Here is a 15182-nt window from a genome sequence, read left to right as displayed (position 1 = left end):
GGGAGATCATGTCCGGCATGCGGGTGCTCATTGCCGAGGACGAGCGCGTCCTCGCCGAGGTCGTGGCGAGCGGGCTGCGGAAGGAGGCGATGGCGGTGGACGTCGTCCATGACGGCTCCGCCGCCGTCGAGCGGGCCATGACCCACGACTACGACGTGATCGTCCTGGACCGGGACCTGCCGGCCGTGCACGGCGACGACGTGTGCCGCGCGCTCGCCGCCGGACGGGTCCCGGCCCGGATCATCATGCTGACGGCGGCGAGCGACCTGCGCTCCAAGGTCGAGGGGCTGGGCCTGGGCGCCGACGACTACCTGACGAAACCGTTCGACTTCCCGGAGCTCGTGGCCCGTCTGCGCGCGCTCGCCCGCCGCGTCCCGCAGGCCGTGCCGCCCGTCCTGGCGCGGGCCGGGGTCACCCTGGACCCGGGCCGCCGCCAGGTGTTCCGCGACTCCCGGTACGTCGCGCTCAGCCCGAAGGAGTTCGCCGTGCTGGAGGTCCTCATGCGGGCCGAGGGCACCGTCGTGAGCGCCGAGGTCCTGCTGGAGAAGGCATGGGACGAGAACGTCAACTACTTCACGAACTCGGTGCGGATGACCGTGATGACCCTGCGGAAGAAGCTCGGCCATCCGCCCGTGATCGAGACCGTGCCCGGCGCGGGCTACCGGCTCTGACCGCGGGGCGGGTGCCGATCCGCCGGCGGCTGACCCTCACCTACGGGAGCGTGTTCTTCCTCGCCGCCGGCATCCTGGTGGTGATCAACTACGTCGTGGTCGACCAGATCGTCAACCAGCAGGTCCTCGCCGAGGGGGCGAGGATCCAGCCGGTGGGGGAGGGCAACCTGCTGTCCGCCCCGCCGCCGGGCGGGAGCCACGCGTTCCTGGCCTCGTCGGTGAACGACCAGATCGGCCGCTACCGGGAGCTGGTGATGAGCTGGCTGCTGCGCTGGTCCCTGCTGGCGACCGCCTTGGTGGGGCTGGCCGGGCTGGCGACCGGATGGCTCATCGCCCGCAGGGCGCTGAGGCCGCTGCAGACCGTCACCGAGACGGCGAGGAAACTGTCGGAGGAGACGCTGCACCGCCGCATCTCGCTGGGCGGCCCGCCCGACGAGATCAGGGAGCTCGCCGACACCTTCGACTCGATGCTGGAACGGCTGGACCGCGCCTTCGACGGCCAGCGCCGGTTCGTCGCCAACGTCTCCCACGAGCTCAGGACGCCCCTGGCGATCAACCGGGCGCTGCTGCAGGTGTCCCTCTCCGACGACGCGCTCCCACGGCCGCTGCGCCCCGTCCGGGACGAACTGCTCGCCGCGAACGGCCGGCAGGAGCACCTGATCGAGGGGCTGCTCCTGCTGGCCCAGAGCGAGCGGGAGGTGACCGTCCGGGAGCCGGTGGACCTGCGCGACCTCGCCGACCGGCCCGACCTGCCGCCGGCTCCCACGGCCGGCGACCCCGTCCTGCTGGAGCGGATGGTCGCCAACCTGCTGGACAACGCGGCCAAGTACAACGACGAGCGCGGCCTCATCGAGGTCCGCACCGCCGCCTCCGCCGACCAGGTCGCCATCACCGTCGAGAACACGGGGCCCGTGGTGCCGGCCGCGCAGGTCGCCCTGCTGTTCGAGCCTTTCAGCCGGCTCGAACGCGACCGCGTCGGGTCGGCCTCGGGCGCCGGCCTGGGGCTGTCGATCGTCCGGGCGATCGTCCGGGCGCACGGCGGCACGGTCGCCGCCGTGCCGCGTGAGGACGGCGGCCTGGCTGTGACCGTCCGGCTCTCTCGCGCGGCGCCCGGCGGTGTTAGCGTCTGAAGCGGGTGCGGTGAGGCCCGGTCGGCACGGTCGTGGTGATGTCGGCTTCGAGGAGCACGCGCGATGCAACTGGTCTGGCTGTCCGACGTCGACGCTTCGATGATCGACGTCGTCGGAGGCAAGGGCGCCGGTCTCGGAGAGATGATCAGGGCAGGTGAGCGCGTCCCCGACGGCTTCTGCCTGACCGTCGAGTCCTACCGGTCGGGGGAGGTCCCGGAGCGGGAGCTCGTCGACGCCTACGAGCGGCTGGGCGCCGGGCGGGTGGCGGTCCGCTCCAGCGCCACGGCCGAGGACCTGCCGGAGGCCAGCTTCGCCGGCCAGCAGGACACCTACCTCGGCGTCGAGGGCGCCGGCGAGCTCGTCGACGCGGTACGCCGCTGCTGGGACTCCCTGTTCACCGAGCGGGCCGTCGCCTACCGCGCGGCCGCCGGGGTCGACGACGCGGCCATGGCCGTGGTGGTGCAGCGCATGGTCGATCCGGTGGCGGCGGGCGTGCTGTTCACCGCCAACCCGATCACGGGCTGCCGTACGGAGATGGTCCTCGACGCGGCCCCCGGACTGGGCACCGCCATCGTCGAGGGCAGCGTCGTGCCGGACCACTACGTCCTGCGCGAGGGGGCGCCGGCCGCGGCGAACCCCGGCGGCTGCCTGAGCGCGGACCACCTCGAACGGCTGCGCGCGGCCGGGCTGCGGCTGCAGGAGCACTTCGGTTCGCCGCAGGACGTCGAGTGGGCGATCGACGCCGACGACACGTTGTGGCTGCTGCAGTCGCGCCCGGTCACCACGCTCTTCCCGCTGCCGCCCGACACCGGTGACACCCGGCTCTACCTGGAGTTCGGTCACATGCAGGGCATGCTGCGCCCGTGCACGCCGATGGGCGTCTCGCTGCTCAAGACGGGCGCGAGCCTGTGGTTCACGGTCGTGGGGGCCAAGGTCGACCGGCGTGACCCGCTGCCCCGGCTGGTGCCCATCGGCGGCCGGATCTTCTACGACATGACGGACTTCCTGCGCAGCAAGGCCATGCGCCGGCGGCTCGGGCCCGCCCTGGAGGTCTACGGGCCGCGGGTGCAGACGGCCGTGCTGCGCATGATGGACGATCCGCGGTTCGCGCCGCGGCCCGGCCTGCCGTTCCGCGTCGGCAGCGTGCTCAAGGGCACGGCGCGGCTGCTGCCGCGTACGCTCGCCGGGGTGGTGTCGAGCCTGGCCGACCCGGTCCGGGCCCGTGCCCGCGCCCGCCGGGGGCTCGCCGAGATCAGGCGGCTGAGCACGCCTCCCGGCCCGTCGGCGACCGCCGCCGAGCGGCTGCGCTGGGTGATCGAGGACTCGCATCGGCCGATCATGAGCCCGGACCTGCACGGCATCCTCGGGCCCCTGGTGGCCGGGATGCTCGCCGGAGCGCTCCCGGCCGGGCTGCTCGGCGGCGTCGCCACCCGCGAGGAGCTCGACACCGTGCTCGGCGGCATGCCGCACAACGTGACCACGGAGATGGACCTCGCGCTCTGGGGCCTGGCCGTGCGGGCGCGCGAGCACCGCGACCTGTTCCTGAACACGCCGCCGGAGGCGCTGGCCGCCGCGTACGCCGCGGGCGAGCTCCCGGACATCGGCCTGGCGGGCTTCCTCGCGAGCTACGGCATGCGCGCGGCGGCCGAGATCGACGTCGGCGTCCCCCGCTGGGAGGAGGACCCGGCGCCGCTGTTCGCCACGATCGCCAACTACCTGCGCGTGGACGATCCCGGGCAGGCGCCCGACGTGCGGTTCGAGGCCGCGGCGGCCAGGGCCGAGCGGATGATCGCGACGCTGGCGCGGCGGGCGCGGGCCAGGCGGCCGGTGCGCGGGCGGCTGGCGGTGTTCCTCATGCGCCGCTCGCGTGAGCTCACCGGGCTGCGGGAGATCGGCAAGTTCGCCTGGCTGCCGGCGCTTCAAGCGGCCCGGCGCCAGCTCCTCCTCGTCGGCGCGGACCTGGTCAGGGGGGGCCGGCTGGAGCAGGCCGGCGACATCATGTTCCTGACGCTCCAGGAGGCCGGTGCGGCCGTGGACGGCGAGCTCGACGTCCGGGGGACGGTCGCGATCAGGCGCGCCGAACACGAGCGGGAGGCGAGGCGCCGTACCGTCCCCGGAGCGCTGCTGTCCGACGGGACCGACGTGGAGGCGCTCGCCCCCGCGCAGCCGGCGCGGGACGGCGTGCTGACCGGCATGTCGGGGGCCGCCGGCCAGGCGACCGGCCCGGCGCGGGTGATCCGCGACCCGATGGGCGCGCATCTCGAACCGGGCGAGATCCTGGTCGCGCCGACCACGGATCCGGGCTGGACGCCGCTGTTCATGACCGCGGCCGGACTGGTGACCGAGACCGGCTCGCCGGTGGCGCACGGCCCCACCGTCGCCCGCGAGTACGGCATCCCCGCGGTCATCTGCGTCCGCGACGCCACCTCCGAGATCAGGACGGGCCAGGTGATCACGGTGGACGGCACGGCGGGGACGGTACGGGTCGAACCTGACTGAACCGTCGGCGGGCGGCGCTCCCGATGACGACCGCCGCCGCCGCGCCCGCCATGAGAACGGCCACCAGCGCCACCGGGAAGTGCGACCCGTTCACCGGGAAGAGCTGCCACGCCAGGTTGAGCGTCGTGTGGAAGAGCGCCATGGCGAACACGCTGCCGCCCGTCCTGGCGAACAGCCACACCATGATCACGCGCGCCGCCACGGTGCCGAGCGACCACCAGGCGATCCACGACACCGTACGGCCGACCTGGAGCAGCGGCACCCAGTGCCAGACGGCCCAGACCAGGCCGACGGCCAGCCCCGCCCCCGGCACGCCCCAGCGGGCCAGCAGGGGCTCGGTGGCGTGGCCCGACCAGCCCAGCTCCTCGCACAGCGCTCCCGCGAACAGCGCGACGGCCAGCGCCGCCGCCGGGACCAGGGAGACGTCCGGGTCCGGCACGGGGACGCCGGCCAGGCGCAGCAGGACGTACGAGAGTGCCACCACGGCCGGGTACAGCAGCACCACCGGCAGGAACCACGCCTTGTTCCCGACCCGGGCGGCGTCGAAGGCCCGCCCCAGGAAGGCCCGCACCCCGGCCGCCCGGCGGGCGAGCACGATCCCCGCCACCGCAGGGCAGACGAAGGCGAGCCCCGCCACGGGAACGCCCGGCAGGATCTGCGCGCCGGTCAGCGAGCCCGCCGCCACGAAGGGGACCGACAGGAGGAACACCAGCAGGACGTAGGTTTTGATACTTGAGATACCATGTCTCATGGCCCGAACGTACTCCTCAGGCGACGACCCGTCGACGCCCGCCGGCCCCGGACGCCGCCGCCGCAGGCTGAGCGACCAGGAGACCGGGCGGCGGATGCTCGACACCGCGCTCGCGATGGTCAACCGCGACGGCCTGACCGTCGGGCTCGACCACCTCGGCTTCGAGGACGTCATCCGCGACGCCGGCGTGTCCAGGGCCGCCGTCTACCGCCGCTGGCCGTACAAGGACCTGTTCTACGCCGACCTGCTGCGTGAGCTGGCCGGAGGCGCCGCCCCCGCGGCCGCCGCCGGCGGGGAGGCCACCCGGCGGCTGGTCGACGCGGTCCTGGCCGAGCGCGCCGCCGAGCTCGCCTCTCCCCAGGGCCGCCACGACCTGGTCACCGAGCTGCTGCGGGTGACCGCCGCCGCCGACCTGGAGACCGTGTCCGGCTCTCCCGAGTGGCGCACCTACCTGGCCCTGCAGGCCACGTTCCTGAGCCTGCCGCAGGGCGACGTGCGCGCGGACGTCCAGGACGCGCTGGCCCGCTCGGAGCGGCGGTTCGCCGACCGGATCGCGCGCGGCTGGGAGACGGTGGCCACCGCCCTGGGCTACCGGGTACGGCCGGACTCGGGCGGCAGCTTCGCCCTCATCGGCACCCTGGCCGCCGCCACGATGCGCGGTCTGGTGCTCATGGCGGCGGCCGACCCGGACCTGCTCACCCGGGAGGTGCCGGGCAACCCCACGGGCGCGAGCGCCGCCGCCGACTGGTCGCTGCTCGGCATGGCGGCGGCGAGCATCGCCGTCACCTACCTCGAACCCGGCCCGGACGCCGGGTGATCAGGGCGGGAAGGGGATCGTGGCGGCGGCGCCGCGCGGCAGGGTGATCCCGTCCACGCGTGTGCGCTCGTGGTCGGCCTCGACGAGGAGCCGGCGGCCCCGGAACTCGATCGGCATCGACAGCGACCCGAGCCGTTCCGGCAGGCACGGGTCGAGCCGCAGGCCGTCGGGGCGCGGCTCCAGGCCGAGGTAGCAGCGTTGCAGCATGTCGAGGGTGCCGCCCATGGCGCCCAGGTGGATGCCCTCGGCGGTGGTGCCGCCCTGCACGTCCTTGATGTCGCTGAGCGCCGCCTCGGCGAAGAACTGCCAGGAGCGGGCCCGGTCGGCGCGGGCCAGGACCCAGGCGTGGACGACGGCGCTGAGCGTGGAACCGTGGCTGGTCCGGTCCAGGTAGTAGGAGATCGTACGGGGGATCAGCTCGGGATCGGCGGGGTAGCCGAGCCGGCGCAGCAGGTCCAGCAGCTCGTCGGCGGTGAGCAGGTAGCACAGCATCAGCGTGTCGGCCTGCTTGGACGCCTTGTAGCGGTTGACGTCGTCGCCGTCCGCCTCCAGAGCCCGGTCCAGCCGCCGCACGCCCCGGTAGCGGCCCCAGTCGAGCTCGGCCAGGCCGGCGTAGCCGGTGAACTGGCTGATGACGCCGTCGTGGAAGTCGACCCGCATGCGCCGGGTGATGTCGGCCCAGCGAGCGGCCTCCTCGGGGCGGGCGAGGCCGAGCTCCAGCGCGCGGGCCAGCAGCCACACGGTCATGACGTTGGTGTAGGCGTTGTTGTCCAGGCCGGGGGCCGCGGCGCCGGGACGCGCGGTGTGGTACTCGTCCGGTCCCATGACGCCGCGGATCTCGTACCTGCCGGAGGCCGGGTCGAGCACGGCGAGCGAGGCGAAGAAGCGGGCGATGTCCGTCAGCAGCTCCGCGCACCACGACGCCATGGAGCCGGTCGCCAGGTGGTGCTGCCACACGTTGTAGGCGATGGCCAGACCGACGTGGCGCTGCAGGTGGGAGACGTCCGGCAGCCAGCGGCCCGAATCGGGGTTGAGGTGGAAGGTCTGGGTCTCCTCGCGGCCGTCGCTGCCGCTCTGCCAGGGGAACATCGCGCCGTCGAACCCGGCCGCCCGCGCGGCCGCCCGCGCCTCCGGCAGGCGTCGCCAGCGGTAGCGCAGCAGGCCGAGTGAGATGTCGGGGAAACGCAGGTTCAGCCACGGCAGCACGAACAGCTCGTCCCAGAACACGTGACCGCGGTAGGCCTCGCCGTGCAGGCCGCGGGCGGGCACGCCGGTGTCCAGGTCGAAGGTGTGCGGGCTGAGCGTCTGCAGGAGGTGGAAGACGTGCAGGTGCACGAGCTGCGCCAGCTCCGGGCCGCCCACCTCCAGCCGGGCCCGTTCCCACAACCGTTCCCATGCCGTCTCGTGCGCGGCCAGCAGCTCCCCGAAGGGGGGCGCCTGCCCGGCCCGGCGCAGCGCGGCCGAGCGCGGGTCATGGACGGCGGGGTCGCGGGACGTCACCAGCGCGACGATCTTCGTGACCGTGACCGGCACGCCCTCCTCCAGGTGGGGCACGTGCTCGGTGCCGATCCGGCCGGGCTCCCGCTCGGCCCGGCCGGGAACGGGGGCGTCGATCCGCGCGGCCAGCGCGGCGGTGACCCGGGAGGAGCGGGTCGCCGCCGTCAGCCAGGTCAGCCCGTCCTCGTCCCCGGTCGCGTGGTCGGTCAGGTGGTCGCCGCGCAGGTCGCGGTACCGGGCGACGCCGTGGTTGGTCACCGTCCCGTCCAGCGCGGCGCGGACGCGGAGCGGACCCGACCAGTTCTCGGCCGTGAAGGTGGTCTCCAGCGCGGCCAGCGCCGGGTCGGCCATGGACACCAGGCGGCGCTGCCGTACCCGGGTGACCCGGCCGGCGTCGTCGCGCCAGCGCAGCTCCCGCAGCAGCACCCCGCGCCGCAGGTCGAGCTCCTGGCGGTAGTCCAGCAGCTCGGCCCCGTCCGGGTGGAACCAGTCCGACCCCGGCGTGGCGAAGGTCAGCGGCAGCCAGTCGGGCAGGTTGACCAGGTCCTCGTTGACGACCGTACGGCCCGCCACATGCGAGGCGAGCCGGTCGTAACAGCCCGCCCGGTAGGTGCCGGGCGTGCGGTGGAGGCCGTCGGGCGTGGCGCCGCGGGTGGCGAAGCGGCCGTTGCCCAGCGTGCACAACGCCTCCCGCAGCCCCTCGGCGGCCGGGTCGTAGCCCTCGTAGACGAGTGTCCAAGAGCCGGCCGGATCGAGAGTGGCCATGGCGATGACGCTACCCAGGCACCACCGGCCCAGACAGGGGACCAAGGTCCTGGCGCCCGCGGGTGGTAGGGCCACCCTGACGTGGGCAGGCGTACGGACAGGAGGCAGCGGCATGAAGCACATCGTTCTCGGCTACGACGGATCGGCCTTCTCGATGCAGGCGCTGGACTGGGCGCTGGACGAGGCCGAGCTCCGCGGACTGTCCCTGACCGTCGCCCACGCCTGGCAGTGGCCGTACGGCGAGGCCCCCGGGGAGGCCAGGTCCCACCTGCGCAAGGCGGCCGAGCACGTGCTGTGGCACGGCGCCGACTGCGCCCGCCACACCAGCTCCGGCCTCACGGTGGAGACGGACCTGCACGAGGGGTCCGCGGCCGAGCGTCTGGTCGAGCTCTCCCACGAGGCCGCGCTCGTCGTGGTCGGCTCGCGCGGGCTCAGCGCGCTCCCGCGAGCCGTCGTGGGCTCGGTGGCCGGGTACGTCGCCACCCACGCCCACTGCCCCGTGATCGTGGTGCGCGGGCCGGGGCCGCTGCCCGCGGCGTCGCAGCCGGGGCCGGTCGTCGTGGCCGACCGCGACCCGGACGCCGGCGTCCTGGACTTCGCGTTCGAGGAGGCCGCCCTGCGCCGGCTGCCCCTCGCGGCCTCGGCGGACGTGGGCGAGTGGGCGGCCCGCCATCCCGGCGTGCCGGTCCAGCAGGCCGCCGACTACGGGACCGCGACCCTCGTGGTCGTCGGCCGCCGGCGGGCGGCGCCCGCTGGCGTCGCCGGCTCACTCCTCCAGCACGCGCCCTGTCCCGTGGCGGTGGTGGGAGGCTGAGACCTACCTGAGCTCCAGCTCGGCCGCGAGCCTCGCAGGCGAACCGTCACGATGGTGCCGGTACGAACGAGTGAAGGGAGCCCGTGCTGCGCTGGGACGAGATGTCGGGCAAGCAGCGGGGCGCGGTGATCGCGCCGGCGTCCGTGGAGATCGCGTCCACCGCGGCCGCCACGGTGTGGGGACGGCGGAGATGACCGGAACAATTGTGCCGTGATTCCACCGTCCTCCCGCAATGTGAGAGGACGGTGGAATCGTGCGGCAATGGAGGTTTTGATCCCTCCGACCGCAGGAAAGGGGCAAACCGATCCCACGGCCCCCCTCCAGTGTTCCGCAGGTCCCGCCTGCCACCCTTTCCCCGTCTACCGTGGCCGATGGACTCGGGAAAGCGGAAGGATCAATTGTTCCTAGGAATTCTTTTCCCCGGAATTTCGGCCGCTCGGATGCCATCATCGGATGATATGGATGCGCACAGCCCGTCCTTCGACCTCGCCTCACCGAAAGGACCGCTGGCCGATTTCCTGATCGCCCGGCGAGCCGCGGTCACCGCGGCCGAACACGGCCTGCCGGAACCGGCCTACCGGCGCCGGGTTCCGGGGCTGCGGCGGGAGGAGGTGGCCCAGCTGGCCGGCATCAGCACCGACTACTACACCCGGCTGGAACAGGGCCGGGTCCGCACCGCCTCCCGTTCGGTGCTGACCGCCATCGGCCGGGCCCTGCGACTCGACGACGACCAGCAGCGGCATCTGTGCCAGCTCGCCGACCCGTACACGGGGGAGCAGCCGGACGAAGGCGAGCAGCGGGTCACCCAGCAGACCGTGCAGTTGCTGACCAACCTGGTCGACACGCCCGCTCTGGTGCTGGGCCGCTACCACGACATCCTGGCCTGGAACAGGCTCGCCGCCGCCCTGCTCGGCGACCTGGCCGCGATGCCGCCCGCGCACCGCAACTACGTCCGCATGATCTTCCTGGACCCGCAGGTCCGGGCGATGCAGGACGACTGGCCCGAACGGGCCCGCGAAGCGGTCTCCAGCCTGCGCATGGCGGCCGGCGCCTACCCCGGCCAGCCGCGGCTGCAGGAGCTCGTGGGCGAGCTGCTGCGCCGCGACGACGACTTCCGCGCCTGGTGGAACCAGCACCTGGTCACCATGCACCCGTTCGGGCACAGCCGCGTGCACCACCCCGTCATCGGCTCCTTCGACCTCGACTGGCAGGCCCTGACCACCGTGGACGACCAGGAACAGGTCATCATCCTCGTCACCGCGCCGCCCGGCAGCCCCGGCCACTTCGCCCTGCGCCGGCTGGCCTCCTGGGCGCAGCGGCAGGCCCTGCGGCCCAGCCACCTGCCCCCCGGCCCGCTGAGCGCCTGAGCTGGGGGGCAGGCGCGGCTCAGCCGCAGTGCACGTTGTTGAGATTGAGCGTCACCCAGTCCGGCACCGTCCCCTGGACGTCGATGCACTGGCCGGCCGCGGAGACGTACACGGGGCCGGCGTAGTACGTGTACGTGCCGGAGTCGGGGTCCCGGCCGCTGCCGTCGGCCCGGAAGATCACGACGCTCTTCCAGCTCGGGGTGTTGGCGTAGGCGCCGTAACCGTAGGTCAGGGCGCAGTTCTTGCCGGTGCTGGAGCTGTAGTAGACCTCCAGCGTGCCCGTACGGGTCCCGTCCCCCCTCTTGATGGGGTAGACGCCGACGCGGGTGTAGCTGCTGCCGCAGGGCCCGGCCGCGGCGGCGGGGCCGGCGCCCGCCACCAGCGTGGTCGAGGCGGCCAGGGCCGCACCGGACAGGAGGGTCGCCAGCTTACGGATGCGCACGAAAATCCTTTCGGTCGCCGACATTTCGATCATGAATATCACCGGCCCCCGGCGCTTCACCGGTAAATGCGCGCGATGTGAGACTTGACACAAAGATCCGCCTTCGGGTCAGGACGCGGGGCGGTTGTCCTTTCCGTCCAGCCACAGCAGGTGTGACTCGTCCCGATGCGTCCCCGCGCTGCCGACATGCTTCGTGCCGATCTCGGGGCCCTTCTTGATCACGTGCACCAGGGCCATCGCGTGCCCACGGCCGAGACCGTAGTCTCGCTTGAGCCACTCGACGACCGTGGCCGCCTTGACCGAAGGACCGTCGATCCCGCGTTCCTTCGCGAGTTCGACGAACTGCCGGGGCGTCAGCCCCGTCCTGTCCTCGATGTTGTCCAGGTACGCCTGAAACGACATGTCTTCTCCTTCCGGGAAACAGGGGAGCGGGCCCGTCAGGCCTGGGCGGCCCGCTCCAGCTTGGTCATGGTCACTGTGATCCAGGCCCACGCCGCCACGACACCGGCGAACATGGCGAGCGGCCCGCCCGCCGCGCCGCTCATCGCCCAGCAGAGGCCGGCGGCCAGCAGCGCGCCGCCGGCGCGGCCGGCGACGGCCCAGGACGAGCCGCCGAAGCGCCGGCTCAGGACGAAGCAGAACGCGATCATCGCGAGGAACGACGCACTGGCCGCCGCCAGATGCACCGCGCCGGCCCCGCTCATCGTCCCGGGCACGTCCGGCGTGCCCGGAGGGAAGGCGAAGCCCGGATCGGCGGGGAAGAGGCCGGCCACGATCAGGCCGGCGCCCTGGACGCCGAGCAGGCGGGGCCCCCACACACCGCCCGCGCCGGCGGCGTACAGGCCCGCCGCGCCGCACAGGGTCAGCACGCCGGTCACGACGAAGCTGGAGATCTGGATCCAGCCGAGCTCGCCCAGCGAGAGCATGCTGACCGGATGCCGGGTCAGGTCGAAGCCCGTCCGGGTGGCCGCCTGGACCACGGCGAGCAGGATCCAGATCGGCGCCGCCGCCAGCCCGGCGGTGAGCAGCGGCGGCCGTCGCCGGGTTCTTGCCTCAAGGGTTGTCATGCCGACCATGATCGGAACGGCGTCGCCGCGGCGCCAGAGCAAACTGAGTTCCCGGCGAGCCGTCACCGGCGATACCGTTACCGGCAACGTCATTTCCTGCTTGAAGCGGCAAGGGGGAGACCCTGAACGACAGCCGTGAGCTCCTCGGCCAGTTCCTACGCGAGCGCCGCGCCAGAATCTCCCGCGACCAGGCGGGGCTGCCCGCGCGACGGTCCCGCCGCGGCAGTTCGCTCACCCAGGAGGACCTGGCCTACGTCACGGGCTACTCCATCCGCACGATCAGCGCGCTGGAGCAGGGCGCCGAACACCGCCCCACCCCCGAGCTGCTGGAGTCCATCGCCTCGGCGCTCCAGCTCAGCCAGGACGAGCGCAGCATCCTGTGGTACCTCGCGAACGGCACCCCGCCCGAGCCCGACCACGCCGCCGAACCCGACCCGGCCCTGCGCCGGCTGGTCGACGCCCTGGAGCCGCACCCCGCCTACGTGACCGACGGATTATGGAACGTCCTGAGCCAGAACTCCGCCTTCGCCCGGTGGATCTGCGACTTCACCGCCGTGCCCGAAGGCGAGCGCACCATCCTGCACTGGTTCTTCCTTCAGGAGCACTCCAAGCACGTCATGGTCGAGTGGGAGCGCGAGGCGACGGCGCTGATGTCGCTGGTCCGCGGCCGGGCGATGCGGGAACGGCACGGCCACGAGCTCATGGCCGTGGTCGATGACCTGCGCGAGCGCAGCCCGGACGCCGAGCGCATCTGGGCGAGCGGCACCGACCTGCTGGTCCAGGGCCCGTCCAGGCCGATGCTCTTCCGCGAGCCCGGCCACACCGACCCGGGCCGGCCGGACGAGGACCATCACGTCCGGCTGACCATCACCACGCTCGCTCCGGTGCGGATGGGGGACCACCACCGCTTGCTGGCCTTCCTCCTGCCCGAGGACCACGCCGCCCCCGCCGCGCCGAGCGGGCCCTGCCCCGTCTGCCCGCCCGGGTGACTCATCCGCGCGGGCCGCGGTGCGTGGCCGGGATCTCGAACCCGTACTTCTCGCCGAGGGCGCGGACGTCGGCGAGATCCTTGTCCTTGGGCGGGTACGCCGTCTTGAACCGGAACATCCACTCGGGGGCGACGCACCGCACCTCCTGCCCGGCGATGACACCCGTGCCCGTCAGGGACTCCTCGGGGTACTCGACGCCGTAGACGTTGCGGCCCTGGTCGTCGAACTCGAACACGTGGACGTCCACCGTGGCGCCGCCAGGGGTCGCGACGACGTGGTTCCAGTCCGTCGAGTCCTGCCGTGGCCGCGGCGCGTACCCCCACCGGGCCAGCAGCTCCCCGAGACGCCGCGCGTGCTTGCGGGCGACCGCGAGGTCGAGGTCGGCGTGCTCGCGGGTCTGCCTGCCGAGCAGCGCGTCGACGCACCACCCGCCGTCGATCCAGACGGGGACGTTCTCGGCGGCGAGGCCGCGGTAGAGCGCGAGGACTTCGTCGGCGTTCACGGGACGCAGCGTAACGGGCCCGCCTCCGCCGCCCTGGGCTCCATCCGTGGACATGGACCCGTGACCGGCGCACGCTCAGGTCAGCGGCCGACGCTTCGGCGAGCTGGCCAGGCTCAGCGGCGAGGCGGTCAGCTCACTGGCGGACGGGCTGCGCGGGCTCGGCCGCTTCGACCGGGCAGGCGCGGCGCAAGGATGAGCTCCTGACCACGTGCGAGTTCCTGCACGCGACCTTCGGGGAGTTCCTGGTGGCCCGGCTGATCCTGCAGGAGTTGCACGAACTGGCCGAGGCCGCGGCGGCGAGCCTCCGGCGGGTGCCTGACGACGGCTGCACGCCATGGAACCCGGCGACAACGGTCACTACGCCACCTACTGTCCGGTCGATCTCGGAGTGCCCACGCGCCACGCCGCCTATGCGGCGAACCTGCTCCTCACGATGGTCCGGGTGGGCGGCCCGGTCTCCGGACGGGAGCTGTTCCCGGAGTCGCCCTCTCCCGTGGCCGAGTGGCGCAGGCACGCGCTGCTGTGGAGGTCGCAGTTCGGCGAGGAGCCTTGGGAGTACCTCATCTACGAGCTGTCGCTGCGCCGCGCCTGGAAGGACGGCGAACGCGAGGTTCATGTGGACCTGCGGGGCGACGAGCCTTACGAACTGCCGCAGCTGGACATCTGGGCTGGTGCTACTACCGCACCGACGAACTGGCTCAGGTGAGTCATTTCGCCTGCGATCTCGTCGGGGACCTCGCCTGGCACGCGCTCGCCGAGATCAACCGCGTCCTGGACCACGGCGACCTGTCGGGGAGGGACGAGGAGGAGGAAGGGGCGACCCCGGCGTTCGGCATCCTGAGTCCCTCCCGGGCGATCTCGGTCACGAACGCCCTGACGCGGGTCTGGCTGGCCTCCAGCGCCCCTGGGGGTGGATGAGAACCTTCAGCAGGCGTACGAGGATTGCCTGACGGTCATCGCGGGCAGCCGCGACCCCAACCATCAGGTGGCGCGGTACGCCTACCTGAGCAGGGTGCTGCGGATGCTCGCCGCGGACCGCGACCGTCTCTCCTCCGGGTTCCGCGCCGCCGTCCTCGACCGGCTCAGGGAGACGATCCTCCAGGAGTCACATCTGGCCACGGCTCCGCTGGTCCGGCGATGGGCGGAGGAGGCGTTCGGTGACCTCGGACGGCCTGCGCCATGACGGACAGCAGGTAGGGCAGGGGTGTCTGTTCGGGCCGCTTGAGCTCGTCATCACTGTGCCGGGCCGGAACGTGGCCCCGGCGGTCAGTGAGATGAGGAGTTCGTGGTGGGCACGATCAGCGTTTTCGTGAGCGTCAGCCTGGACGGCGTCATGCAGGGGCCGGGCCGGGCGGACGAGGACACGAGGGGCGGGTTCCGGCACGGCGGCTGGGGCGCCGGGTACGCCGACCAGGTGATCGGGAAGTACGTCGCCGAGCAGGGCGGCGCGGCGGCGATGCTGTTCGGGCGGCGGACGTACGACGACGTGCTGGGTTACTGGACCTCCGTGGGCGAGCCCAACCCGTTCACCGAGACGCTGGTGAACACGCCCAAGTACGTCGCCTCCCGCCGGCCGGACACCGTGCTCGCCCACCCCAACTCCACGCTGCTGGCCGGGGAGGCGGCCGGCGCCGTCGCCGGGCTGAAGGAGCGGGTCGACGGCGTGATCAGGGTGCTCGGCAGCGGCGAGCTGGTGCGTTCCCTGCACGCGGCGGGCCTGGTCGAGGAGTACGTCCTGCTGACCCATCCGATCGTGCTCGGCTCGGGCACGCGGCTGTTCGGCGAAGGGGAACGTACCGGCCTGGAGCTTCAGGAGGCGATCACCGCCACGACCGGTGTCGTGATCGCGCGCTACCGGACCAATTGACATC

At 73.0% G+C, this 15182-nt stretch carries 17 protein-coding genes; 11 read left to right on the top strand and 6 right to left on the bottom strand.

Translation table 11 applies throughout. The features are described 5' to 3' along the window. The first annotated feature begins 17 nt into the window (after nt 1-17). The 3 genes from SMD20_RS13365 to SMD20_RS13355 all read left to right on the top strand — a co-directional run bounded on the left by SMD20_RS13365 (nt 18) and on the right by SMD20_RS13355 (nt 4300). Nucleotides 18-671 (top strand): response regulator transcription factor, encoded by a 654-nt coding sequence (locus tag SMD20_RS13365; protein ID WP_329579894.1) that lies wholly within the window; start codon nt 18-20, stop codon nt 669-671. A gap of 11 nt (nt 672-682) precedes the next feature. Beyond that, a complete protein-coding gene (locus SMD20_RS13360; protein ID WP_329579891.1) occupies nt 683-1801 on the top strand; it encodes a sensor histidine kinase in 1119 nt (372 codons plus the stop codon). Between the two features lie 63 nt (nt 1802-1864). Then, on the top strand, nt 1865-4300 hold the full coding sequence (locus SMD20_RS13355) for a PEP/pyruvate-binding domain-containing protein (protein ID WP_329579889.1): 2436 nt from the start codon (nt 1865-1867) through the stop codon (nt 4298-4300). On the opposite strand, the gene SMD20_RS13350 is transcribed toward SMD20_RS13355, so the two are convergent. Next, nucleotides 4254-5051 (bottom strand): CPBP family glutamic-type intramembrane protease, encoded by a 798-nt coding sequence (locus SMD20_RS13350; protein ID WP_329579887.1) that lies wholly within the window; start codon nt 5049-5051, stop codon nt 4254-4256. The genes SMD20_RS13355 and SMD20_RS13350 overlap by 47 nt on opposite strands. On the opposite strand from SMD20_RS13350, the gene SMD20_RS13345 reads away from it, so the two are divergent. Then, nucleotides 5050-5868: a TetR/AcrR family transcriptional regulator gene (locus SMD20_RS13345; protein WP_329579884.1), complete on the top strand. Its 819-nt coding sequence runs from the start codon at nt 5050-5052 to the stop codon at nt 5866-5868. The genes SMD20_RS13350 and SMD20_RS13345 overlap by 2 nt on opposite strands. On the opposite strand, the gene SMD20_RS13340 is transcribed toward SMD20_RS13345, so the two are convergent. Then, the gene (locus SMD20_RS13340) at nt 5869-8130 is read right to left on the bottom strand and encodes a glycoside hydrolase family 65 protein (RefSeq protein WP_329579881.1); all 2262 of its coding nucleotides are present in this window, start codon (nt 8128-8130) and stop codon (nt 5869-5871) included. Nucleotides 8131-8242: 112 nt separating this feature from the next. On the opposite strand from SMD20_RS13340, the gene SMD20_RS13335 reads away from it, so the two are divergent. Further along, the gene (locus SMD20_RS13335) at nt 8243-8944 is read left to right on the top strand and encodes a universal stress protein (protein WP_329579879.1); all 702 of its coding nucleotides are present in this window, start codon (nt 8243-8245) and stop codon (nt 8942-8944) included. 458 nt (nt 8945-9402) lie between these two features. Next, nucleotides 9403-10311 (top strand): helix-turn-helix transcriptional regulator, encoded by a 909-nt coding sequence (locus tag SMD20_RS13330; RefSeq protein ID WP_329579877.1) that lies wholly within the window; start codon nt 9403-9405, stop codon nt 10309-10311. A gap of 19 nt (nt 10312-10330) precedes the next feature. Here the strand turns inward: SMD20_RS13330 and SMD20_RS13325 are convergent, their stop codons facing one another. From SMD20_RS13325 to SMD20_RS13315, 3 genes are all read right to left on the bottom strand, one after another. After that, nucleotides 10331-10753 carry a hypothetical protein gene (locus SMD20_RS13325; protein ID WP_329579875.1) on the bottom strand — a complete coding sequence of 141 codons (423 nt, stop codon included), beginning with the start codon at nt 10751-10753 and terminating at the stop codon, nt 10331-10333. 108 nt (nt 10754-10861) lie between these two features. After that, entirely contained in the window at nt 10862-11155 is a 294-nt protein-coding gene (locus SMD20_RS13320; RefSeq protein ID WP_329579873.1) for a DUF4287 domain-containing protein, read from the bottom strand. Between the two features lie 35 nt (nt 11156-11190). After that, a complete protein-coding gene (locus tag SMD20_RS13315; RefSeq protein ID WP_329579871.1) occupies nt 11191-11820 on the bottom strand; it encodes a DUF998 domain-containing protein in 630 nt (209 codons plus the stop codon). A gap of 122 nt (nt 11821-11942) precedes the next feature. Between SMD20_RS13315 and SMD20_RS13310 the strand changes: the two genes are divergently transcribed. After that, a complete protein-coding gene (locus SMD20_RS13310; RefSeq protein WP_442942595.1) occupies nt 11943-12809 on the top strand; it encodes a helix-turn-helix domain-containing protein in 867 nt (288 codons plus the stop codon). Nucleotide 12810: 1 nt separating this feature from the next. On the opposite strand, the gene SMD20_RS13305 is transcribed toward SMD20_RS13310, so the two are convergent. Further along, a complete protein-coding gene (locus tag SMD20_RS13305; protein WP_442942477.1) occupies nt 12811-13365 on the bottom strand; it encodes a nucleotidyltransferase domain-containing protein in 555 nt (184 codons plus the stop codon). A gap of 280 nt (nt 13366-13645) precedes the next feature. Between SMD20_RS13305 and SMD20_RS13300 the strand changes: the two genes are divergently transcribed. From SMD20_RS13300 to SMD20_RS13285, 4 genes are all read left to right on the top strand, one after another. Next, on the top strand, nt 13646-14017 hold the full coding sequence (locus SMD20_RS13300; protein WP_329579865.1) for a hypothetical protein: 372 nt from the start codon (nt 13646-13648) through the stop codon (nt 14015-14017). Next, complete coding sequence (locus SMD20_RS13295) at nt 14014-14229, top strand: hypothetical protein (RefSeq protein WP_329579863.1); 216 nt, start codon at nt 14014-14016, stop codon at nt 14227-14229. The genes SMD20_RS13300 and SMD20_RS13295 overlap by 4 nt, the downstream gene beginning before the upstream one ends. Next, nucleotides 14222-14494: a hypothetical protein gene (locus tag SMD20_RS13290; protein ID WP_329579861.1), complete on the top strand. Its 273-nt coding sequence runs from the start codon at nt 14222-14224 to the stop codon at nt 14492-14494. The genes SMD20_RS13295 and SMD20_RS13290 overlap by 8 nt, the downstream gene beginning before the upstream one ends. A 105-nt stretch (nt 14495-14599) precedes the next feature. Continuing rightward, the gene (locus tag SMD20_RS13285; RefSeq protein WP_329579859.1) at nt 14600-15178 is read left to right on the top strand and encodes a dihydrofolate reductase family protein; all 579 of its coding nucleotides are present in this window, start codon (nt 14600-14602) and stop codon (nt 15176-15178) included. Nucleotides 15179-15182 lie beyond the last annotated feature (4 nt).

It is taken from the genome of Nonomuraea sp. LP-02 (assembly GCF_036289125.1).
GTDB lineage: Bacteria > Actinomycetota > Actinomycetes > Streptosporangiales > Streptosporangiaceae > Nonomuraea > Nonomuraea bangladeshensis.
Note: the sequence above shows the minus strand (reverse complement) of the source record. Positions and strands in the feature narration are given on the sequence as shown.